Origin of the sequence: Amycolatopsis sp. NPDC059027, from assembly GCF_042739735.1 — a bacterium.
Lineage (GTDB): Bacteria > Actinomycetota > Actinomycetes > Mycobacteriales > Pseudonocardiaceae > Amycolatopsis.
Map to the genome: position 1 here is coordinate 17675 of NZ_JBHYIK010000069.1, position 22253 is coordinate 39927.

At 70.4% G+C, this 22253-nt stretch carries 13 protein-coding genes; 5 read left to right on the forward strand and 8 right to left on the reverse strand.

Annotation, left to right across the window (positions count from 1 at the left end; all coding sequences use genetic code 11):
- Positions 1-71: 71 nt before the first annotated feature.
- From ACFWY9_RS35495 to ACFWY9_RS35515, 5 genes are read right to left on the reverse strand one after another with little or no spacing between them, the layout of a single operon-like run.
- A complete protein-coding gene (locus ACFWY9_RS35495; protein WP_378340917.1) occupies positions 72-1079 on the reverse strand; it encodes an alpha/beta hydrolase in 1008 nt (335 codons plus the stop codon).
- Positions 1076-7420 (reverse strand): SDR family NAD(P)-dependent oxidoreductase, encoded by a 6345-nt coding sequence (locus tag ACFWY9_RS35500; RefSeq protein ID WP_378340918.1) that lies wholly within the window; start codon positions 7418-7420, stop codon positions 1076-1078. The genes ACFWY9_RS35495 and ACFWY9_RS35500 overlap by 4 nt, the downstream gene beginning before the upstream one ends.
- Positions 7417-8700 (reverse strand): MFS transporter, encoded by a 1284-nt coding sequence (locus ACFWY9_RS35505; RefSeq protein WP_378340919.1) that lies wholly within the window; start codon positions 8698-8700, stop codon positions 7417-7419. The genes ACFWY9_RS35500 and ACFWY9_RS35505 overlap by 4 nt, the downstream gene beginning before the upstream one ends.
- A complete protein-coding gene (locus ACFWY9_RS35510; RefSeq protein ID WP_378340920.1) occupies positions 8700-9848 on the reverse strand; it encodes a fatty acid desaturase family protein in 1149 nt (382 codons plus the stop codon). The genes ACFWY9_RS35505 and ACFWY9_RS35510 overlap by 1 nt, the downstream gene beginning before the upstream one ends.
- A 24-nt stretch (positions 9849-9872) precedes the next feature.
- Positions 9873-10988 (reverse strand): ferredoxin reductase, encoded by a 1116-nt coding sequence (locus ACFWY9_RS35515; protein ID WP_378340921.1) that lies wholly within the window; start codon positions 10986-10988, stop codon positions 9873-9875.
- Between the two features lie 465 nt (positions 10989-11453).
- On the opposite strand from ACFWY9_RS35515, the gene ACFWY9_RS35520 reads away from it, so the two are divergent.
- Entirely contained in the window at positions 11454-13043 is a 1590-nt protein-coding gene (locus ACFWY9_RS35520; RefSeq protein WP_378340922.1) for an acyl-CoA carboxylase subunit beta, read from the forward strand.
- A gap of 65 nt (positions 13044-13108) precedes the next feature.
- Here ACFWY9_RS35520 and ACFWY9_RS35525 read toward each other — a convergent pair whose 3' ends face one another.
- Positions 13109-16411, reverse strand: a complete 3303-nt coding sequence (locus ACFWY9_RS35525; RefSeq protein WP_378340923.1) for a fibronectin type III domain-containing protein — start codon at positions 16409-16411, stop codon at positions 13109-13111.
- A 403-nt stretch (positions 16412-16814) separates the two neighbouring features.
- Entirely contained in the window at positions 16815-17618 is an 804-nt protein-coding gene (locus ACFWY9_RS35530) for a BPL-N domain-containing protein (protein ID WP_378340924.1), read from the reverse strand.
- Between the two features lie 385 nt (positions 17619-18003).
- On the opposite strand from ACFWY9_RS35530, the gene ACFWY9_RS35535 reads away from it, so the two are divergent.
- The 4 genes from ACFWY9_RS35535 (at position 18004) to ACFWY9_RS35550 (ending at position 21223) form a co-directional block, all read left to right on the forward strand.
- Entirely contained in the window at positions 18004-18669 is a 666-nt protein-coding gene (locus tag ACFWY9_RS35535; RefSeq protein ID WP_378340925.1) for a DUF4232 domain-containing protein, read from the forward strand.
- 44 nt (positions 18670-18713) lie between these two features.
- On the forward strand, positions 18714-19466 hold the full coding sequence (locus tag ACFWY9_RS35540; RefSeq protein ID WP_378340926.1) for a class I SAM-dependent methyltransferase: 753 nt from the start codon (positions 18714-18716) through the stop codon (positions 19464-19466).
- Positions 19467-19581: 115 nt separating this feature from the next.
- Positions 19582-20310: a TetR/AcrR family transcriptional regulator gene (locus ACFWY9_RS35545; protein ID WP_378340927.1), complete on the forward strand. Its 729-nt coding sequence runs from the start codon at positions 19582-19584 to the stop codon at positions 20308-20310.
- A gap of 193 nt (positions 20311-20503) precedes the next feature.
- On the forward strand, positions 20504-21223 hold the full coding sequence (locus ACFWY9_RS35550) for a hypothetical protein (RefSeq protein ID WP_378326855.1): 720 nt from the start codon (positions 20504-20506) through the stop codon (positions 21221-21223).
- A 63-nt stretch (positions 21224-21286) separates the two neighbouring features.
- Here the strand turns inward: ACFWY9_RS35550 and ACFWY9_RS35555 are convergent, their stop codons facing one another.
- Positions 21287-22234: an alcohol dehydrogenase catalytic domain-containing protein gene (locus ACFWY9_RS35555; RefSeq protein ID WP_378340928.1), complete on the reverse strand. Its 948-nt coding sequence runs from the start codon at positions 22232-22234 to the stop codon at positions 21287-21289.
- Positions 22235-22253: the final 19 nt, after the last annotated feature.

Sequence of the window (22253 nt, forward strand, 5' to 3'; positions counted from 1 at the left end):
GGGTGGACCGGCAACGCCGCCAGCGGGAAGCCGGGCCTCCGAGATATGTGCCTGATTTCTGGCGCAGGACACTAGATACCCATGCCACTCGCCAGCACCGGCCACGACCGGTGGAAGGCGAACTGCCAGTACGGCCACGAATGCGTGCCCGCGCCGTAGAAGTCGACGGTCGCGGGGACGTTCTGCTGCTTGAGCTTGTCGACGAATCCCTGCGTGTTCGACAGCGCATTGCTCTCCAGCAACGCACCCACCTGCGGCGGCGACGACGGCCCGTCCAGCGGCCCGGTCTGCCCGTTGCCACACGAGATGTAGAGCTTGACCCCGCGCAGTTTGTCCACTTTGAACGCCGGGTCGTGGTCCTCCCACCGTGCCCGCTGCGACCACGGATCGCCCCACAGCACGCCCCAGATCGGGAATCCCTGCGCGATCATGTTCAGCTGCGTCACCTCGGGAATTCCCGGTGCCAGAACGTCGATCGCGCCGCTGTAGGCGGCCGCGGCGCCGAACATCCCCGGATAGCGCGTCGCGTATTCCATGGCACCGTAGGCACCCATCGAAAGCCCCGCGATCGCACGCCGGTCACCGGCGCCGTAACCGCGTTCCACGATCTGCCTGACCTCGGTCATGTGGAACTTCTCCCAGCGCGGGCTACCGAACAGGCCGTAGTTCCACCAGTCGCTGTACATCCCGATCTTCCCGGCGCTCGGCAGCACGACCAGCGCCGGCTTGTCCGCCGTGAACTGCTCGACGTCGGTGAACTTCGTCCAGGACTGGTAGTCCGCGGTCTCACAGCAGCCGTGCAGCAGGTACAGCGTCGGCCAGGCCCTGCCGTCGCCCTTCGACCAGCCCTGCGGCGTGAGGAGCCGCACCAGCCCGGTGGTCCCGAGCGCGGGTGAGGAGATCTCGATGTCCAGCGTGCGCGCGTCGATCTGGGTCTCCTTGACCACTTTCGCGCCGTCGTCGGCCATCGCCGCGGGCGCGGCGCTCGCCCCGGCGACCGGTATCAGCGCGCCGGCCAGCAACGCCATGACGAGTGCCCTGATCGGTATGCGACGACGCTGTCGGAACCGGCTGTTCATTTCTCTTCTCCTCGGATCGGCAGCGACGCGGACACGCGGTCCGCGATCACCGCGACGTGCGGCGGGTCGATGACCGTGATGTGGTCGCCGTGCACCCGCACGATCTCCAGACGGGGGCAGAACTCGTCCCAGCCGAGCGCGTCGTCGGCACGCAGGTAACGCGGGTCGAGCGTGGTGGTCAGCGGATGCGGGTCCTTGGCACGGAACAGCAGAACCGGCCCGCGGTACTCGGCGGGGGTGTAGCTTTCGGCGATTCGAGCGTCCACATAGGACGTCTGCTGGTGTTCGAGCACCGCCGCGCCCATGGCCGCGACCCGCTCGCGCAGCCGCCGCAGCACCAGGTCGTTGCGCTCGGCCTCGGCCATCCCGGCCAGCTCCTCCTCCGGAAGGCCGAGACCGACCTGGTAGGTCTGCTCGATGTAGTCGATGAACCGGCGCAGCCGGGTCCGCAGCACCTCGTCATGGGACTGCTCCGCCGCGGGCAGCGGGATGATCGTGTCGATCAGGAAGAGCAGGTCCACCTCGTCGCCCTCGGTGGTGAGCTGCCGGGCGGTCTCGAAGGCGAGCAACCCGCCGAAGGACCATCCGCCGAGCCGGTAGGGCCCCTCGGGCTGCCGCCGGCGGATCAGCTCGGCGTACCGGGCGGCCTTGGCCTCCACGGAATCCAGCTCGTCGATCCGTTCCATGCCGTAGACGGTCACGTCGCCGCGCAACAGCCGGACCAGTGGCCGGTACGCCGCCGTCGGGCTGCCCGCGGCATGGAACAGGAACAGCGCCGGTCCGCTCCCGTCACCGCCGAGGAGCCGCACCGGCCCCTCGCCGTGTCCCTCCAGCTCCGCCCGTACCACGTTCGCCATTCCGGCGATGGTGGGCTCGGCGAACAACTCCTCGGCGGTGACCTCGCGGCCCAGTTCCGTGGAAACGTTGTCACGTAGCCGATCGGCCGCCCCTTCCTCTTTCCCGATCTCCGCGAACGGTACGTCCACGGCGACACCGTCGGCGCGGTCGCCCAGCACCCGGCGCCACAGCAGGGCGACCCACCGCTCGGCGAGGTCACGCGTTCCTGGCCCCCTCACCTCGGCACGGGGCTCGGTGCTGCTCGGCACCAGACGGTCGACGAGGTGATCGGCCAGTTCGGCCAGGCTGGCGCCCCGCAGCAGAAGCGGCAGCGGCAGCGAAGTGCCGAAGTCGCGTTCGACCGCGGCACGGGCCCGCATCGCCAGCAGCGAGTCGAGCCCGAGCGACGTCAGCGAGGCGTGCGGGTCCAGTAGTTCGGCGTCCCGCCACATCATCTCGGCCACCACCGACAGCAGATGCTCGCGGACGACGGTCCGCGCGCGCTCCGGGTCCTCGACGGCGAGCGCCCGCAGGGCACCAGTGTCCATTCCGGACTCGGCGGTGGGATTCCGCCCGGCCAGCGCCGCGAAGATCGGCCGTTCGGCAAGCCGGGGGAACAATTCGAGGACCGTCCCCGCGTCCATCCGCGTGATCGCGGTTTCGCCGCGTCCGGACGCGAGCACGGCCGACAGCGCCGCGAGTCCTTCGCTGGGCGGCATCGGGGCGAGGATCGGATTGTCCCGTCCGGCGGCGCCGCCGACCTCGCCCCACGCGCCCCACTGGATCGTGGCCCCTGGCAGGCCCTGCGCGCGCCGCCAGGCGACGAACGCGTCAAGCCACGCGTTCGCGGTCGCGTAGGCGACCTGGCCGGGTGACCCGAACAGGGCCGCGGCCGAGGAGTACGCCAGCCACCAGTCGAGTTCCCGGCCCGCGCACGCCTCGTGCAGTCGCACCGCTCCCTCGGTTTTCGCCCGCCACACGGCGGCCAGATCCGCCGGTTCCAGCGCGAGCACCGCGCCGTCGGCCAGCACACCGGCGGCGTGCAGGACGCCCCGCAGCGGGACGCCATCCGCGACGGCCTGCTCCACCAGCCTTTCCGCGACCCCGGGATCGGCGATGTCCCCCGAGAGCACCTCGACTTCGGCGCCGGAGTCGCGAATCTCGCCGATCGCCTCCTCCGTCGCGGACGCCGGCCGCTTGCGTCCTAAAAGGACAATCCTGGTGGCGCCGCGTCCGGCGAGCCAACGGGCCGAGAGAAGGCCCAGACCGCCGAGGCCGCCGGTGATCACGTAGGCGCCGTCCCGGACGACCGGGATCGGCTCTTCGGACGCCGTGAGTGCCGCGCGGGTCAACGCGCGGACGTAGCGGCGGCCGTCCCGCCACGCACATTCGTCGTCGGGCGCGTCCGCCGAGAGTTCGCGTACGAGCGCTTCGTCGGCATCGACGTCGGCCCAGCTCGCCCGCAGTTCGGGATGTTCGTAGGCCAGCACCCGGACCAACCCACGCACCGCGGCGTCGCCGGGCCGCCCCGGCTCCCCTTCGGTCACCACAGCGGCCTGCCGCGTCGCCAGCCACAGCCGGGGCGGCGCACCGTCGAGTCCGGTCAGCTCGCGCACGACGTCGGCCGAGGCCAGCACCAGCTCCCTGGCCTCGCGGGGTTCGGCCGGAGACTCTCCGGGGAGGATCACGACGCCGCCGACGTCCGCACGAGGCGCGATGAGCTTCGCGAGCTCACCGCGACGGCTCAGCGGGATCGACACCGGTTCGTGTCCCTGGTCGGCGAGCAGGGCGGCGATCGCGGCGGCCTGTGCCTTGTCGTCGTACAGCAGGACCCAGGCGCGACGGCGGCCGGCTGTGGCGGTCAGCTCGCCGGGACGCCATTCCGCTTGGTACGCCAGCCTTTCCGGGGTGAACGGCAGATCCGCGGGACCAACGCACTCCCCGGTGACGTCCTCGAAGTCGGCCAGCACTCCGCCGTCCGGACCGAGCAGCCACACGCCGTCCGCCGACGCCGCCGCGCGGGTGGCGTGCCGGGCAACGCCCGTCAGGCGAACCCGGCCGAACCGCACCGGCAGCCACGTCCCTTCGCCCGGATCACCCGCCTCGGAAGCCAGCAGCCGCAGACAGGCGTCACCGAGCGCCGGGTGCAGGGCGAAGCGCGTATGCCCGGCACCGCTGGGCTGAGTGACGTCCGCGAACACCGCGGCTTCGTCCACTTCGGACGATGAGACGCGCGTGGCCACCGCCGTGGCTTCCGCGTACACCACCCATTCCCCACCACACCGGGCCAGCACGGACAACCGTACCCCGTCCCCCGCCGCGCGCTCGGCCGAAACACACACCGCGGTGCGTTCGGCCAGTGGCAGGATCCGGCGCAGAACCACGCCCCGCAGTTCCGGGTTTTCCTTGCGCGGTAATACTTCCCTGGCCGCGGTGAGCAGCAGTTCCAGGAACCCGGCGGCGGACAGGATCGGGACACCGTGCGCGGTGTGGTCCGCGAGCCACGGATGCGCGGCGGTACCGACATCGCCGTGCCACAGCCAGCGCGTACTGCCCGGAACCTCGGACCGCTCGCCGAGGAACGGATGTCCGGAGTGGACGGTAGGAGTGGTAGGAGCCACCCAGTACGGCCGGTGTTCCCACACCGGAGGCGGCAGATCGACCACGACCCGGTCCGGATACCGGTGCCGCAGCGCCTCGGGATGACCGTGGACGTGCAGCGTGGCGAGCGCCGCGGCGAAGCCGTCGGACGTGCCCTCCGGATCACGGCGCAGGCTGGGGATCACGGTGACGCGGTCGGACACCGCGGTCTGCTCCACCGCGACGCCGGTGATCGGATGCGGCGAGATCTCGGCGAACACGCGGTGCCCGTCGGCCATGGCCGCAGCGAGCGCCTGCGTGAACCGCACCGGACGGCGCAGGTTCGCGGCCCAGTACTCGGCGTCGAACGACGGCGTCTCCCGGGGATCGTCCAGCACGCTGGAGTACCAGACGGTGGTGGCGGCGCCGGAGTCCAGCGTGCCCAGCGCCTCCCGGAAGCGGCCGAGCAACGGGTCGACGGCGGCCGAATGTCCCGCCCCGCCGACAGGCAGGACGCGGGCAAGGCCGCCGCGCTCCCCGACGTACGCCGCCAGCGCCGTCACCTGGTCCGGCGGTCCGCTGACCGTGCACTGCCCCGGCGACGCGTACACCGCGACGGTCACGTCGGGGAACCGCCCGCCGAGGTCTCGCAGGTTCTCCGGCGCGAGGTCCACTACCGCCATCGCCCCGGTGCCGGAGGCGTCGAGTTCGTCGAGCAGCACGGCACGGCTGATCATCACCCGAAGTCCGTCTCGCGGGTCCAGCGCGCCGACGGCGACCGCCGCCGCGACCTCCCCCATCGAATGCCCGACGACCGCCGCGGGCTGTACGCCATAGGAACGCCACAGTTCCGCGAGCGCGACCTGCATCCCGAACAACGCCAGCTGCCGGGTCGACAGCGCGTCCGCCGTCCCTTCGAGGATCGCGGACAACGCGACCCCCGCGATCTCGGTGAAGACAGTGTCCAAATCGGACACCGCAGCGGCGAACGCGGGTTCCTCGGCCAGCAGGCGTTTGCCCATTTCCGGCCACTGGGAGCCGTGGCCGGAGAACACGAACACCGGCCTGGCTCCCGCATCACCGCCGGCTACCGAAAACCGCCCGGAGGCGAGACCGCGCAACCGGTCCCTCAGCTCGTGGGAGTCGCGGGCGGTGATCGCCGCCCGCACCGGCGCCGGATCCTGGCCATGCGCCAGCGCCGCCGCGACCTCGGCGACACCGAGACGTTCGTCGAGTCCTTCGGCCAGCGCGTGCGCGCGGGCACGCAAGCGAGTCTCCGAGCGCGCCGACAGGGTGACGATCTCCGGGCGCGTGACCGGGGAGCGTTCGCCGTACCGGGTCTCCGGCCACTCCTCCAGCACGATGTGGGCGTTGGTGCCGCCGAAGCCGAACGACGACACCCCCGCCCGCGCGACACCGGGATAGCGTGGCCATTCGGTGTTCCCCGTGACGACGTCCAGCCCTCCGGCCGCGAAGTCGATGTGCGGGTTGGGCGTGGTGAAGTTCAGGCTCCCCGGGATCAGCGCATGCCGCAGGCCCAGTACGACCTTGATGAGCCCGGCGATCCCCGCCGCGCCCTCCAGATGCCCGAAGTTGCTCTTCACCGACCCCAGCAACAACGGCCGTTCCGGCGGCCTCCCCGACGCCGCGCCCAGCACCGCCGCCAGCGCCCCGGCCTCGATCGGATCGCCAAGCAGCGTGCCGGTCCCGTGCGCCTCGACGTAGTCCACCGTGCGCGCGGACACCCCGGCCTTCGCGTACGCCCTGACCAGAAGCCGTTGCTGCGCAAGGGGATTCGGCGCGGTGATCCCGTTGGACCGGCCGTCGGAGTTGACCGCGCTGCCCCGGATCACGGCCAGGATCCGGTCGCCGGCGCGCTGCGCGTCACCGAGCCGCTTGAGCACCACGACACCGCAGCCCTCGCCGCGCACGATCCCGTCCGCGGCGGCGTCGAAAGGCTTGCACCGCCCGTCCGCCGCCAGCGCGCCCGCCCGGCCGAAATTCGCCGTGATCCCCGGCGAAAGCAGGAGGTTGACGCCGCCGACGATGGCGGCGGACGCTTCGCCCTCGGCCAGCGCGCGCACGGCCAGGTGCACCGCGACCAGCGAGGACGAGCACGCGGTGTCGACGGTGATGCTGGGCCCGTGCACGCCCAGCGCGTAGGACACCCGGTTGGCGGCGATCGAGGCCGCGGCCCCGGTACCGGACCAGGCGTCGACGCGGTCGAGATCGGTCATCGTCAGCTGGCCGTACTCCGTGGCCGACAGCCCGGCGAACACCCCGCATCCGGTCCCCCGCAACGATTCCGCGGGGATACCGGCGTCGGAGAGCGCTTCCCAGGTGAGTTCCAGCAGCAGCCGCTGCTGCGGGTCCATCACCTCGGCCTCGTGCGGGCCGATGCCGAAGAACTCGGCGTCGAAGCCGGCGACGTCGTCGAGGAAACCCCCGCGCCGCGGCAGTTCGTGCGCGGCGACGTCGGGCGCGAACTGCTCCCACCGTCCGGCCGGGACGTCACCGATGGCTTCCCTGCCCTCGGTCAGCAGCGACCAGAACTCGCCGGGGCCGGACGCCCCGGGGAACCGGCAGGCGACCCCGACGACCGCGACCGGCTCGTCCGGCTGGACGTCTCCCTCCACGCCACCGACGGCCCCGGGCCCCGCCGCGAGTACGCGAGCGAGTTCCGCGATGGTCGGGGCCGTCCACACCAGGGTGCTCGGCAGTGCGCGGCCGAGCAGTTCGCCCGCCTCCGCCGCCAGCATCGTCGCGTCCCGGGAGGACACGCCGAACTCGTGCAGCGGGCGGTCGAACTCGTGCTCGGCGACGGACCGGTCCAGCAAGCCGCCCAGCCGTCCGGCGAGCCAGCTCCGCCACTGCGGCTCGTCCGCGGGCGCGCTTCTGCCGGTGTCCCCCGAAACGCTGGTCATGCGCCCTCACCTTCCTGCGACAACGTTGTCGCGACGTTTTCCCGGCGCTCTCGGAGCACCACGAGCGCAAGGCCGGCCGCAACCGCCTGAAGCACGGCCGCGAGGAGAAGACCGGCCGTGTATCCGGCCGCGAGCGCGTGCCCGCGCTCCGCCCCGGCGGCGAGCTCATCGGCCCGGACGGTGGAAAGCACGGACCCGATCACCGCGACACCCAGTGCGCTGGCGAGTTCCCGCGACGACATCAGCACGCCCGACGCGGTCCCGGAGTCCTCCTCGGCGACCGCGTCCAGGCCGTGCGCGGTGATCGGGGCGGTGAACGCCGAACCCGCGCCGATCAGCAGCAGCCCGGCCAGCCGGGGTGCGAGCGCGTGCCGGTCGCCGGCCACCGCGAGCGCCACCAGGCCGAGCGCCACCACGAGCAGGCCGAGGCACACCGCGCGCGACGCCCCCAGCGTCCGGGAAACCGGCGCGACGCACGGCGTCGCGCAGATCACCGCGGCGGCCACGAGGACCAGGGGCAGTCCGGCGGCCGCCGGGCCGAGCCCGAGGAATTCCTGATGCAGCAACGGAGTGAAGAACGCGATCCCGCTGATTCCGAGTCCCCACAACACCACCAGGACATTCGACCCGGCGAAGACCCGGTTGGTCAGCAACGCCTTCGCGACGCCACGACGTCCCCGAGTGCCGCGCCGGATCGGCTCGGTCCGCACCGCGCGAGCGACCAGCACCGTCACCGCTACGAGGAGCGGTACGGTACCGAGGAAGATCCAGCTCCAGTGCAGGTATTCGGCGAGGGCACCGCCGAGCCACGGCCCGAGCGCGAGTGCCGCGGCCAGTGCCGCCGTCCAGACCGCGACCGCGAGCCCTCGCCGGTCCGCGGGCAAGGACGTCCGGATCAGGCTGAGCGTGCCCGGCACCACGAACGCCGCCGCGGCGCCCTGGGCCCCGCGTGCCACGAAGAGCACCTCCGCCGACCACGCCGCCCCGCCGAGCAGCGCGCCCGCGACGAACAACCCGCATCCCGCCAGCAAAACCCGGCGCCTGCCCAGCCGGTCGATCACCACGCCCGCGGGCAGCATCAGCGCCGCGTACGGCAGCATGTAGGCGATCCCCGCCCATTCGAGCGCTGTCACGCCGAGGCCCAGTTCCCGGCCCATCGACGGCGCGGCCGCGGCCACGATCGTGTTGTCCAGTGTCGCCACGAACGCCACGAGCGCGACGATCGTCAGGACGGCCGTGGTGCCGGATTCCCGGGCCACGGCGACGCGGAGGGTGCTCATCAGCCCGCCGCCGCCTCGGCCGCGCCGGGCACCAGCCGCAGCTCCGGCTTGTCCTGGCCGCGGTTCCGCGACGGGGTGCCGGTCCGGGGAGGCAGCGCGAGACGGAAGATCTTCTTCCACACCTGCCCGACCTGCTTCCCGAGCGGCCCTGTCGTGTAGTTCAGGCCGTAACGCTCGCACAGGTCCCTGATCCGCGGGGCGATCTCCTGATACCGCCGGGCCGGGATGTCCGGGAAGAGATGGTGTTCGATCTGAAAACTCAGATTCCCGGTCAGCAGGTGGAACAGCTTCCCGCCCTCGATGTTCGCCGAGCCGAGCATCTGCCGGTAGTACCAGTGACCCCGGCTCTCGTCCGCGCACTCCTCCTCGGTGAAATCCGCGACGCCGTCCGGAAAATGGCCGCAGAAGATAATGCTGAACGCCCACAGGTTGCGCACCAGGTTCGCCGTGGCGTTCCCGGTCAGCGTGGCCAGCGCCCCGGGCCCGCTCAGCATCGGGAACAGCACGTAGTCCTTCAAGGCCTGCTTGACGCCCTTTTCCCACATCCGGCGGCGCAGGCCCCGGGTCTCCGCCCAGCTCCGGCGCCCGGACAGGATGCGGTCGAACTCGAGGTCGTGCAGCATCACGCCCCATTCGAAGCCCAGCATCAGGATGAGCGCGTACACCGGATTGCCGAGGTAGTACGGGCGCCAGCGTTGCGCGTCGACCATCCGCAGCAGCCCGTACCCGATGTCCCGGTCCTTGCCGAGGATGTTCGTGAAGGTGTGGTGGACGTAGTTGTGCGTGTGCCGCCACTGTTCGGCCGGGCACACGGTGTCCCACTCGAACATCTTCGAGTTCAGCGCGGGATCGCCCATCCAGTCGTACTGGCCGTGCAGGACGTTGTGGCCGATCTCCATGTTGTCGAGGATCTTCGAGATCGACAGCGCCGCCGTCCCCGCGAGCCACGCGGGCGGGAACCACCCGGCCCACAGCAGCGCCCGGCCCGCGACCTCGAACCGTTGCTGCAGCCGCACGACGCGGCGGAGGTAGGCCGCGTCCCGCTCGCCGAGGTCCTCGACCAGCTCCCGGCGCAGCGCGTCGAGTTCGGCGCCCAGCGCGTCCAGCTGCGCCGGGGTGAGTCGGGGGACTCGGGCCGGGGTCGCCATTGACCCTCTCCTTTCCGGTTCGCTCTACAGGTCCAGCTCGACGTCGCCGCACGGCGCCGTGACACACAACTGCACCCGCTGACCGGGCTCCGCGCTGACCACTCCGTTCAGGACGTTCCGTACCGCGCCGGCGGACTGGACGGCCGTACAGGAATGGCAGATCCCCATCCGGCAGCCGTGGTCCGGGCGCAGGCCCGCCGCCTCGGCCTGCTCCAGCAGGGTCCGCCCGTCGTTGCGGACCGTGCGGCCGCTGCGGGCGAACCGCACCTCGCCGGTCACCGGTCCGGAGCCGGACGTCGGCGGGGCGAGGGTGAACCGCTCGATCCGCAACCGGTCCGCGATGCCGTCGGTGGCCCACAGCGCGCCGACCGCGTCCATCAGCGAGGCGGGGCCACAGACGTAGGTCAGCGCGTCGGCGTATCCCGGCGCGACGTCCAGGTGCTCGCGGCGGAATCGCCCGTCCAGCCGTCCGGCGCCGGGCAGCCCGGTGTACGAGTACGCCAGGGTGAGCCGGGGATTCGCCTCGTCCAGCGCGGCGAGTTCCTCGCGGTAGATCACGTCCCACGGCGTGAAGGCGTAGTGCAGGAAGGTGACCCGCCCCTGGTACCCCTGCGCGAGGAGGCCGCGCAGCAACGCCATCACCGGGGTGATCCCGCTGCCGCCGCTGATCAGCAGGACGTGACCGGGCAACGCGGGCGGGAGCACGAACTCGCCTTCCGCCTGCGACAGCACGACAACGAGCCCGCGACGTGCGTGCTCCTTGAGATACCGCGACACCGTACCGCCCGGGTTCACCTTCGCGGTGATCTCGATCGTCCCGTCCCCGTGTCCGGCACCGGCCACCGAGAAACACCTCGTCCGCCGGACACCGTCGATCTCCACGGCCAGCCGCACGTACTGCCCCGGCCGCGCGCCTTCCCAGTTCCCGTTGGGGCGCAAGCGAAGTGTGACACTCTGGGCGGTTTGATGCACGACGCCGGCCACCACCGCCCGCACCTCCCCGACCGACCACAGTGGACTGACAAGGCCGAGGTACCGGTCCACGCCGTGCGGCTCGGCCAGCGCGGTGACCACCCCGGAACCGAGCACCCGGCGCACGTATCGCCACCCGGCGCGGCCGGAACCCGGCGTCACCGCCATGCCGCGCTCCGGACAGCACGACCACGTCCGAACATGATCACACTCACTTCCCGGAAGAACCCCGAAAGCAGGATGAAGCAGCGAAATAGCACTGTCAACGCACATTTACCCGGCGGCGCCCTGCACGCCACCGGAAATAGCGAATTTGTCACCTGCCGACGGACGCGACACCGGGACTTAATCACCCGAGGACGGTCTGGACCACCGGACAGGTGACCTCGGCGTGGCCATGAATCTCTTGGGCCAGGCGGCAACCGCCGTCCTCGACGCGGGCGGCGGGGAACCTTGTCACCGGTCTGCGGATGCGCCGGATCGGATTTGTCAGCGGGCGCGGAAAATGTCGAGAGAGCAGCCGGACGACCCTTGACTTTCCCGCGAACGGACGCCGACAATCGCGATCTTGGGGAAAGCCGACGAGTCCCGGCCGCGCCGCCGGCGTGCACCCGGCCGGGAAGGAGGACCGGCATGCTCGCAGACGACCAGCCGATCAGACCCGGCACCGCGGACCGGATCGCCGACCTGGCCGCGCGGCGGCGCGAAGCGGTGGCGATCGCCGAGAAGCACGCCGCCGACCGGCAGCACACCAAAGGCAAGCTCACCGCGCGCGAACGCATCGACCTGCTGGTGGACCCCGGGTCCTTTGTGGAGCTCGACCAGCTCGCCCGGCACCGCTGCGCGGAGTTCGGGCTGGACGCCGACCGCCCCTACGGCGACGGCGTCGTCACCGGGCACGCGCGGGTCGACGGCCGCCAGATCTGCCTGTTCTCCCAGGATTTCAGTGTGTTCGGCGGCAGCATGGGCGAGGTGTTCGGGGCCAAGGTCCTCAAGGTGATGGACCTGGCGATGTCGATCGGCTGCCCGATCGTGGGCATCAACGACTCCGGCGGCGCGCGCATCCAGGAAGGCGTCGTCTCCCTCGCCTACTACGCCGAGCTGGCCCGCCGCAACGCCCACGCCTCCGGCGTCATCCCGCAGATCTCGATGATCATGGGCCCGTGCGCGGGCGGTGCCGTGTACACCCCGGCGATCACCGACTTCACCGTGATGGTCGAGGAGACCTCGCACATGTTCGTGACCGGACCGCAGGTGGTGCAGGCGACGACCGGGGAGCGGGTGACGCCGCAGGACCTCGGCGGGCCGACGGTCAACACCGCGGTGTCCGGCAACGCCCACCACAGCGCGGCGGACGAGGCCGACGCGATCGACTGGGTCCAGACGCTGCTGGGCTACCTGCCGTCGAACAACCTCGACACCGCACCGGAATTCGAAGATCCGAGCAGCCCCGAACCGACCGGCGACGACCTCGCGCTCGACACCCTGATCCCCGACTCGCCGCAGCAGGCCTACGACATGACCGAGCTGATCGCCCGGATCGTCGACGACGGCGAGTTCACCGAAATCCACGGCGCGTTCGCGCCCAACATGATCTGCGCGTTCGGCCGGATACAGGGCCGCTCGATCGGCGTCGTCGCCAACCAGCCCCGGCACCAGGCCGGTGTGATCGACATCGACGCCTCCGAGAAGGCCGCGCGGTTCGTGCGGTTCTGCGACGCCTTCGGCATCCCGCTGCTCACCCTCGCCGACGTGCCGGGCTACCTGCCCGGCGTCGCGCAGGAACGCGCCGGGATCATCCGCCGGGGCGCGAAACTCGCCTACGCGTACGCGGAAGCGACCGTCCCGCAGGTCACCGTCGTGACCAGGAAGGCCTATGGCGGCGGGTACGCCGTGATGGGCTCCAAACACCTCGGCGCCGACGTCAATCTGGCCTGGCCCACCGCGGAAATCGCCGTCATGGGCGCCGAAGGCGCGATCCGGATCCTGCACCGGCGCGAACTCGCCGGGCTGGACGAAGCCGGCCGCGAGCAAGTGGAATGCCGCCTGGCCGAGCAGTACCGCGAACACCACGCCAGTGTGTATTCCGCGGCGGAGCGCGGATATGTGGACGCCGTGATCACCCCGGCCGAAACCCGCCTTCAGGTGGCACAAGCCTTCCGCGCCCTGCGGAACAAGCGGAAGACGTTGCCCGCCAGGAAGCACGGGAACATCCCCCTCTAGCGCACGAACCGGGAAACCGGCCCCGCCGCGGGCTGCGGCGGGGCCGGTTCACGGCGTCCGGCGGGTCAGCCGACCGGACGCGGGGTGAGGTTCACCTCCACAGTGTTGCCTGGCCCGGAGGCGACCCCGGAGACGAGGTCGTTCAGGGAACCGCAGCCCTGCAACGGCGGCAGGGTGTAGGACCCGGTGAGCTTGCCGCCCGCCAGCGGGTCGAAGCCGGGCTTCGACTCGAGCGGGATCCGCGCGGGCGTCTTCGTCTGGCAGGACGGGTTCGCCGAGACCGGGAAACCGAAGACCGTGATGCGCGGCAGCTTGACCGTCACCGACGAGGTCGACTTGAGCACCCCGTCCTTGAGCGTGCCGGTGGTCTTGCCCGCCGGCGCGAACTCGATCCTCGCGTTGACCGGGACGAAGCCCCAGAGCGTGAAGTGCGCGCTCGTCGGGTTCAGCGTGAGGTCCGCGTCGAAGGTCCCGTTCGACAGGGTGATCGCGGCGTTGATGCCCCCGCGCAGGTCGATCGGGCCGGTGAGCTTCTTGAGCTGCGACTTGCCGGTCAGGTTGTAGCTGTACTTCACGACCGGCGGAGTCGTCTTCGGCTTGGTCTTCGCCGTGACCGCGGCGCTGGCCACCGACTTGTTGCCCGCGGCGTCCTTGGCGACCACGGTGAAGGTGTACTCGGTGTCGGCGGTCAGACCGTCGACCGTCGCGGTGGTCCCGGTGACCGACTTGGCCAGCGTGGTGCCGTTGTAGACGTCGTACCCGGTGACCCCGACGTTGTCGGTCGAGGCGTCCCAGGCCAGCACGACAGCGGTTTCGGTCGTGTCGGTGGAGTGCAGATTGCCCGGGGTGCTGGGCGCCTGCGAGTCGGGCGCCGCCTGGGTCCGCGCCGTCACGGCGGCACTGGCAGCGGACTTGTTGCCCGCGGCGTCCTTGGCCACCACGGTGAACGAATACTCCGTGTCGGCGGCCAGACCGTCGACGGTGGCCGAGGTTTCCGTGACCGACTTGACCAGGTTGGTGCCCTGATAGACGTCGTATCCGGCGACGCCCACGTTGTCGGTGGACGCGGTCCACGCGAGGCTCACGCCGGTCTGCGTGGTTCCGGTGGCGTGCAGGTTGCCCGGGATGCTGGGCGCCTGCGTGTCCGGCGCGGCCTGGGTCCGCGCCGTCACGGCGGCACTGGCGGCCGACTTGTTGCCCGCGGCGTCCTTGGCCACCACGGTGAACGAATACTCCGTGTCGGCGGCCAGACCGTCGATGGTGACCGAAGTTCCCGTCACCGACTTGACCAGGTTGGTGCCCTGGAAGACGTCGTACCCGGTGACCCCGACATTGTCGCTCGACGCGGTCCAGGACAGCGTGACGCTGGACTGCGTGACGTCCGTCGTGGCAAGACCGGCCGGAACGGTGGGCGCTTCGGTGTCGGGCGCGGTCGCCGTGCGCACGGTCACCGGCGCGCTGGACGCCGATTTGTTCCCGGCGGCGTCCTTGGCCACCACGGTGAACGAATACTCCGTGTCGGCGGTCAGACCGTCGATGGTGACCGAAGTTCCCGTCACCGACTTGACCAGGTTGGTGCCCTGGAAGACGTCGTACCCGGTGACCCCGACATTGTCGGTCGAGGCGTCCCAGGCCAGCCCGGCACTGGTCGCCGAGGTCCCGGTCGAGTGCAGGTTGCCCGGAACGCTGGGAGCCTGCGTGTCGGGCGCCGCTTGGGTCCGCGCGGTCACGGCGGCACTGGCAGCGGACTTGTTCCCCGCAGCGTCCTTCGCGACCACGGTGAACGAATACTCCGTGTCCGCTGTCAGCCCATCGATGGTCGCGGTCGTTCCCGTGACCGACTTGACCACATTGGCGCCTTGGTAGACGTCGTACCCGGTGACACCGACGTTGTCGCTCGAGGCGTCCCAGGCCAGCGCGACGCTGGTTTGGGTGGTCTCGGTCGAGTGCACGTTCGCGGGCGTCGTCGGCGCCTGCGTGTCCGGGGCTTTCGCGGTGTGGGCCGTCACCGGGGCGGTGGCCGGCGAGAGGTTCCCCGCCGCGTCCTTGGCCTTGACGGTGAAGCTGTAGTCCGTGTCCGCAGTGAGACCGTCGATCGTGGCCGAGGTTCCGGTCACGGACTTGACGAGAGTGGCGCCCTGGTAGACGTCGTAGCCGGTCACGCCGACGTTGTCGGTGGCGGCGCCCCAGGACAGCGCGACGCTGTTCTGGGTGGTTTCACCGACGGTCACGGCGCCAGGGGCCGAAGGCGGGGTGGTGTCGGCCGCGGGCGTGATCGTGAAGGTCTGCAGCACGGTGTTCTGCCCGTTCGCGGGCGTGCAGTCCGCGACGAACGTGCCGAGGCCGGTCTCCGCGCCGGAGGCGGTCAACGGAGTCATGGTGAGCACCAGGTCGTGCACCGACAGCGTCGCGGTCCCCGGCTGGTCGAACCGCAACGCCGGCGCGGCACCGCTCGCGTTGACGACGAGGTCGTTGCCGGTGGCCGGAATGGGCTGCTGCGGGATCGCCGTCGGTACGCCGACCGCGAGATGACCCTGCGGGCTGGAGACCAGCGACGTGGCCAGTGCCGAGCCCTTGATGGATTCGGCGCCGACGAGCCGCAGGCCCTCGGTCGCCGTCTTGCCCGCGTTGGACACGGCCGTGATGTCGATCTTGGGCGTGAACTGGCCCACCGGGATCGTGTCCGGCAGCTTGGCGTTGATGTCGATCGAGACGTCCTGGTTGCCGATCAACGGGAACGGGCAGCTGTAGACCTGGTGCAGCGGTGGATGGTTACCAGTACCCACAACGGTTTCGGGAGTGACGGCGGGCCCGGTCACCGTGTAGGTCTGCAGGACGGTGTCCTGCCCCGGCGCCGGGGTGCAGTCCGCGGTGAAGGTGCCGAGGTTGGTCGGGGTGCCGTCGGCCTTGAGCGGGGTCATCTCCAGCTGGAGACCGTTCACCGCGAGCGTCGCGGTGCCCGGCTGGTCGAACCGGAGCGCCGGCGCGCTGCCGGTGGCGTTGACGACGAGATCGTTGCCCTTCGCCGGAATCGGCTGGTTGGGCACGTCGGCGTCGACCTTCACCGTCATCGCGCCCTGGGTACCGGGCATCGTCACGGTCGAGGTCGCCCTCGCGGTGCCCTTGATGGTCTCGGCACCGACGAGACGAAGGCCGTCGGTCGCGGTCTTGCCCGCGTTGGACACCGCGGTGATCTCGATGGCGGGAGTCAGTTTTCCCGTCTCGATCGTCGAAGGCTGGGTGGTCTTGACGGCCACCGAGACGTTCTGGTTGCCGATCAAGGGGAACGGACAGGAGTAGTTCTGCGTGAGCTCGCCCTGGGCGGCGCTACTGGTGCCCGAACCGACCGCGAGGCCCAGGACCACCATGGCCGCCGTGCTCAGTACGGCAATGCCCCCAGTGGCCAGTCTTCGACTACGTTTTCTGTGTTTCACAGGTCACTCTCCAACAGATCGCACGCACCTGGGAAAAACCACACGAGAATTGCTACCCTTCCACCGATTCACCTCGGCGGGGCGCGTGTGCGTTACCGGTATGCCACAGGGAATTAACACATTCGAAGAGCTTGCTGTGCAAGGAAAATCCCGGCCCGCTCAGGGCGAACCGGCAAATTTGTCACCCGTGGCCGATGCGCCGATCGTGAACCTGTCAACCGGGGTCGACCGCTGAAAACCTGATACCGCACAATACGAGATGGTTACTGACCAACAGGGCCGGGAAGCGGACATTCCGCAACCAGGCGCCATCCGGCCGGAAAGCCTTCGCCGGGGCTCACCGTCGTCCGGCGGTCGCCTCGATCAATTCGTAGGCCAGGTCGAACTGGACGCCGTCGGGATTGCCGAGCCCCTTTTCCGCGTACCAGGATGCGTCGGCTTCCGGATGGGGGCCGCTGACCCCGACCCGGCCCTTGCCGTACGGCGCGACGACGACAGCGGCCGTTCCGTTGGGGTAGGTCGCGAGGACGGTGGCGTCGGCACCCTTGTCCAGCAGGACGGCGGGACCGTCCTGGAAGTACATGTGCCGCGGCTTGCCCTGCCAGTCCACCCTGACCACGGTGTCGCGACCGTCGGGGACCGAGGCGCCAGGAGTGTCGGTGTACCCGCGAGTGTCCCCGGGCAGCAGGTCGAAGCCCGGCTCGCGCCCGGCCAGATAGGCACCGAAGCACAGACCCAGGTAGTTGCCGCCGTCGCGCACCCAGTCGCGGATCAGCCCGGCGGAATCGCGCAGATGCCGCCAGGTTCCGTCGAGGTCGGCGCCGCCGCCGGGCTGGACGTACAGCTGCGCTTCGGCCAGAGCGGCACCGGTCAGCGGGTTCTCGGTGCCGGGTCCCACGTACTCGACCCGGAACGGCCGCGGCGCCTGGCGCAGCAGGGTGGCGATCGCCGGCGCGCAGGCGGGGCAGCCCTGCGGTCCACCGTAGACCAGCGCGAGTGGCGGCTCGTCGTCCCGTTCCCCTGCCTCCGACCGGGCACAGCCGGCGGCCAGCAGGGCGGCGGCGGGGAGGATACCGAAGAGCAGCCGACGCCGATCCACAATGGACGGACGATGGCCGGTGTCCGATTCCCTGCCGCGCATGGTTTATGCCTCTTTCTCGCCGGTCCGGGCACTGTGCCGGTTCCACCATTACCCGGAGCCGGTGCGGGACCGTCCGCAGTGGACCGGAGACAGGCCCTTTCGGCCAGAACTGTTTGCTCGATCGTCCGGGGCCGCCTCGACCGTTCGGCCGGCGCCGATCGCGGGCTGCCTTTCCACGCTCGGCCGATCTACCCGAAAGGGCAGTCGCTGCGCGGACGAGCCGTCACCGTGCGAAAAATCAACCACGACCGGCGAACAACAATACGACGTTGCCCTGAGGTGATCCAGATCACAGCGACAGCACCTCATGGCCTCCTCGGACATCTTTGCTGGCGAGTTCGCCAACGACACCGCGAATACCCGAGCACTCATCAAGGGGACTGAAATGGGGATCACCACGAAGGCGCTCCGGCGCGGCACGATGACTGTCGCCACGGTGGCGGCGGTGGGTGCGCTGGGGGCGTGCTCGACCGGACAGCCGGGCAACTCCGCTCCGGCTCCGGCTCCACAGAGCGGCAACGGCGGTGGCGTCGGCGCGGCGCCGAACGCCGGGACCGGCCAGGGCTCGGCCGCGAAGAGCACCCCGGCCGCCGACGGCAGCGGCGGAAGTCACCCCAACTGCGCGAACCTGAAGGTGACGGACAAGACGCCGGACCTGGTCCCCGGCACCACCACGCAGATGCGGTTCCAGCTCCTGCTGACCAACCAGGGCAGCGCACCCTGCGTCGTGCGGGGCTTCCCCGGCGTCCGGCTCGACGGCGCGGACGGCTCCACCTGGGACCTGGCCCGCACCAACGCGGATGTCACCCCGGTGCTGCTCGGCCACGGCGAGCACGCCACCGCCGACCTCACCTACTCCACCGCGGCCCCCATCACCGGCGGCGGTTCAGGGAGCACCGATTCCGGCTGGCACGCCACCACCATGACCGTGACCCCGCCCAACAGCACCAACACCCAGACCCTGGCCTGGGTCGACAGCGTGGGCCTCGCCAAGCAGGACGGCGCGACCCACCCCGGGACCTATGTCGGCCCGGTCCATTCCGCCAAATAACGGTCTCACCACGAGAAGAGAAATCGAGAAAAAGGGGGAAAAACGTGAGCAAGCGAGCCGATTTCTACGACGCTCCGGCGCACGACTATCTGCGTTACTGGGATGGCCGTGACTACGAGAACGCGGCCGAACAGGCCGCGATCCGCCGGCTGTTGCACGGCAGGCGTTTCGCGCACGCCGCCGACGTCGGCGGTGGCTACGGCAGGTTGTGCGTGCTGTTGCAGGAGTTCGCCGACCGCGTGACCCTGGCCGAGCCCAGCAGCAGGCAACTCGACATCGCCGCGAGCTTCCTGGCAGACCATCCCCGCATCGAGCACCGTCAGACGCAGGCCGACGCGCTGGCGTTCGACGACGATTCACTCGACCTGCTCACGATGATCCGGGTGATGCACCACCTTCCCGAGCCCAGCACCGAGTTCGCCGAAATCGCCAGGGTGCTGCGGCCCGGCGGCACCGCCGTGATCGAAGTGGCCAACCTGGCGCACGCCCGCAACCGGGTGCGTTATCTGCTGAAGGGGCGACGGATCCCGCATCTGCCCGTGGACATCCGGTCACCGGAGAACCGGCACGCCGACGAGATCGCCTTCGTCAACCACAATCCACACACGGTCATCGAGCAGCTGACCAGGGCGGGCCTGCGGACCGAACGCGTGCTCTCGGTGTCCAACCTGCGCAGTAGTGCCCTGAAAAAGGTGCTGTCGCACCGGGTTCATGTGGCGGCCGAGGTCGCCAGCCAGCAGATGCTCGCCAGGACCTTCTTCGGCCCCAGCGTGTTCCTGTTGCTGAGCAAGGACTGATCCCGTCTCGAACACGCGACCGCCGAGCCGATCACGCCCCCGGCACACCGAGGGTGTGATCGGTTCGGCGAGATGAGCTGGCGAACTAAGTTCGTGTCGAGCTAGAGTGACCGTCATGCCCGCCGACCCCGGACAGCGCCGCGCCCGGCGCGCGGCCCGCCACGCCCAGCCCGCCGCGGGTTCCACACCGCAAGCCCCGCGGAAGGCGCCCATCACGGCCGACCGGATCACCGACGCCGCGCTGCGGGTCATCGCCACCGAGGGTTACGACGCGCTGACGATCCGCCGGGTCGCCGCCGTGCTCGACACCGGGCCGTCCTCGTTGTACGCGCACATCGTCAACAAGGAGGATCTCGACGAACTGCTCGTCGCCCGGCTCTGCGCCGAGATCGAACTACCCGAACCCGATCCCGATTCGTGGCGGCAGCAGCTCCTCGACGTCTACGCCCAGCTGCGCGACCTGTACCTGAAATACCCGGGCATCCCCCGCGCCGCGCTGGCGATGGTCCCCACCCATCTCGAAACACTGCGGGTCGGCGAAGGAATCCTGGCGATCCTCCTCGCCGGAGGTGTCGAACCGCAGACGGCGGCATGGGCGCTCGACGCGCTCACCCTCTACGTCAGTGCCTACGCCTTGGAGCGCTCACTCCTCCAGCAACGGCGACAACACCACGACGACAGCTGGGTCCTCAGCCGCGACGAGCTGATCGACCGGTTCACCGCGCTGCCCGCCGACCACTTCCCGCACACGCGACGGCACGCGGCCGAACTGACCTCCGGTACCGGACACGACCGGTTCGACTTCACGCTCGCCCTGATCATCGGCAACCTCACCGGCGCATAGCTCGTCCTCGTTCGCGACTGTCCGATGTGGAATCCACACGACGTCATTTGCCGTTGCTACACAACGAATCTCGCGGTCGAAACGGATTAACGGAATCACGATTCGATAGCGGGAGGTAACGAGCCATCGCGAACCTTCGACCTAGGGGCGGACCGCGCGGCATGCGGCCCGTCTCCCGAGGAGCTGGTGATCGATGCGCAGGAACGTCATCGTGAGCGCGGTGCTGACCGTGCTGCTCGCCGCCGGTTGCATCCCCTCGCCCGATCCCGTACCACCACGGCCACCGGTGCCCACCGCACAGGACGCCTGGGTGTCCGCCCTGATCGCCGATGCCCAGCAGGGCAGGGACGCCGACATCACGGTCATCCCGCGCCCGCAGTACGACATGATGCTCACACAACTGCGGCAATGGGCCCCTTCACCGGCCGCCCTGGTCGCCCAGCTCCGTGCGGTGAACCCGCGCTGGCCCGTCACCGCGAGCGATCTGCAGACGTTCACCACCGCCTGGTGCCGGGTGGACGTCGCGGGCTCCACCGACTTCCTGCTCGCCCGGATACCCGGCGCTGGCCTGGCCACCCTGCCCGCGCTGAACCAGCTGCTCGGGGTGCTGGCACAGACCTGCCCCGGCGCCATACCGCAAGCGCTGGACTGGACGAACCAGGTCTTCGTGCACTACACGACGACCAACCAGCGGGCCATCAACGCGATGTCCGTGCCGCGTCTCCCGCCGAACCCTCAGCGATCCGCCGTCCTGAGCGCCATCTCGGGCAAGCTCTGCGACGCACTCCACACCGGGCTGAGCGCCAAGATCGCCGCGAAGATCCGCAACAGCAAGGCGAACTTCCTGGTGACGACCGCACTCGAGGTCGGGATGACCTTCTGCCCGGACGCGGTGCAGGGCATCATCGCCTAGCAAAACGTCCACTGTGGACTTTCGCGCGACACCGCCGAACACGCCGAAGCAACCGTGAACGCGTCACACCATCCGCAGGACGACCTTGCCGAGCTTGCCCGGCGAACCCAGCCGGTCGTAGGCGTCGAGCGCCCGCTCCAACGGGTAGACGCCGTCGATCGGGATCGTGAGCCGTTTCGCCGTGAGGGCACCGAAAAGCCCTTCGCGCACCCGGTTCGCGAGCGTGGTCTTCTCGTTCGTGCTCCTGGCACGGATGGTCGAGCCGAGCACCCGGCCGCGACGCCGCATCAGGTCGAACAACCGCAACGACGCCTCCTCCCCCGCGCCGACACCGATGACGAGGATCCGGCCGTACGGCTTGAGCCACTCCACGCGCCGCAGACAGTCCGGGCCGCCGACCAGTTCGGCGACGATGTCGTACGGGCCGTTCTCCTCCTCCTGGTCCGGAGTCACGACCGTCACCCCCGGCGCCAGCTCGCGAACCCCGTCGTGCAGCTCCGCGCGACGCACGCTCGCGACGACCTCGGCCCCGGCAAGCGCGGCGACCTGCACCATCGCGGTGCCGACCCCGCCCGCGGCACCGGTGACCAGCACCCGCTCGCCGAGCCGCACCCCGGCCTGGTCGACCAGCCCGTCCCATGCGGTGCTGAACGCCTCGGGGAACCCGGCCGCGTGGACGTCGTCGACCGTGTCCGGGACGGGCAGCAGCAGACCCGCGGGAACCGCGAGCCGCTCGGCGTGCCCGCCACCGCCCACCACCGCCATCACCCGGTCCCCCTGGCCCCAGCCGGAGACCTCCGGGCCGGTCTCCTCGATCACCCCGGCGATCTCCAGCCCGGGAATGTCCGCGGGCCAGCCTGCCGGGGCCGGGTAGGTGCCCCGCGCCTGCTGCAGATCCGCCGCGTTCAGCCCGGCCGCGTGGATCCGGACGACCACCCGGTCCCCCGCGGCGACCGGCTCGGCCACCTCGTCGAGGGCGAACCGGCCGTCCGTGATCCTTACCGCACGCATGCGCCTTCACTCCTTTCGA

What these genes read in the sequence shown, in the direction of transcription:
- ACFWY9_RS35500 (WP_378340918.1), bottom strand. Translation starts at nt 7,420, where the DNA reads ATGACCAGCGTTTCGGGGGACACCGGCAGAAGCGCGCCCGCGGACGAG.
- ACFWY9_RS35530 (WP_378340924.1), bottom strand. Translation starts at nt 17,618, where the DNA reads ATGCGCGGCAGGGAATCGGACACCGGCCATCGTCCGTCCATTGTGGAT.
- ACFWY9_RS35525 (WP_378340923.1), bottom strand. Translation starts at nt 16,411, where the DNA reads ATGGTGGTCCTGGGCCTCGCGGTCGGTTCGGGCACCAGTAGCGCCGCC.
- ACFWY9_RS35535 (WP_378340925.1), top strand. Translation starts at nt 18,004, where the DNA reads ATGGGGATCACCACGAAGGCGCTCCGGCGCGGCACGATGACTGTCGCC.
- ACFWY9_RS35515 (WP_378340921.1), bottom strand. Translation starts at nt 10,988, where the DNA reads ATGGCGGTGACGCCGGGTTCCGGCCGCGCCGGGTGGCGATACGTGCGC.
- ACFWY9_RS35520 (WP_378340922.1), top strand. Translation starts at nt 11,454, where the DNA reads ATGCTCGCAGACGACCAGCCGATCAGACCCGGCACCGCGGACCGGATC.
- ACFWY9_RS35545 (WP_378340927.1), top strand. Translation starts at nt 19,582, where the DNA reads ATGCCCGCCGACCCCGGACAGCGCCGCGCCCGGCGCGCGGCCCGCCAC.
- ACFWY9_RS35510 (WP_378340920.1), bottom strand. Translation starts at nt 9,848, where the DNA reads ATGGCGACCCCGGCCCGAGTCCCCCGACTCACCCCGGCGCAGCTGGAC.
- ACFWY9_RS35550 (WP_378326855.1), top strand. Translation starts at nt 20,504, where the DNA reads ATGCGCAGGAACGTCATCGTGAGCGCGGTGCTGACCGTGCTGCTCGCC.
- ACFWY9_RS35495 (WP_378340917.1), bottom strand. Translation starts at nt 1,079, where the DNA reads ATGAACAGCCGGTTCCGACAGCGTCGTCGCATACCGATCAGGGCACTC.
- ACFWY9_RS35555 (WP_378340928.1), bottom strand. Translation starts at nt 22,234, where the DNA reads ATGCGTGCGGTAAGGATCACGGACGGCCGGTTCGCCCTCGACGAGGTG.
- ACFWY9_RS35505 (WP_378340919.1), bottom strand. Translation starts at nt 8,700, where the DNA reads ATGAGCACCCTCCGCGTCGCCGTGGCCCGGGAATCCGGCACCACGGCC.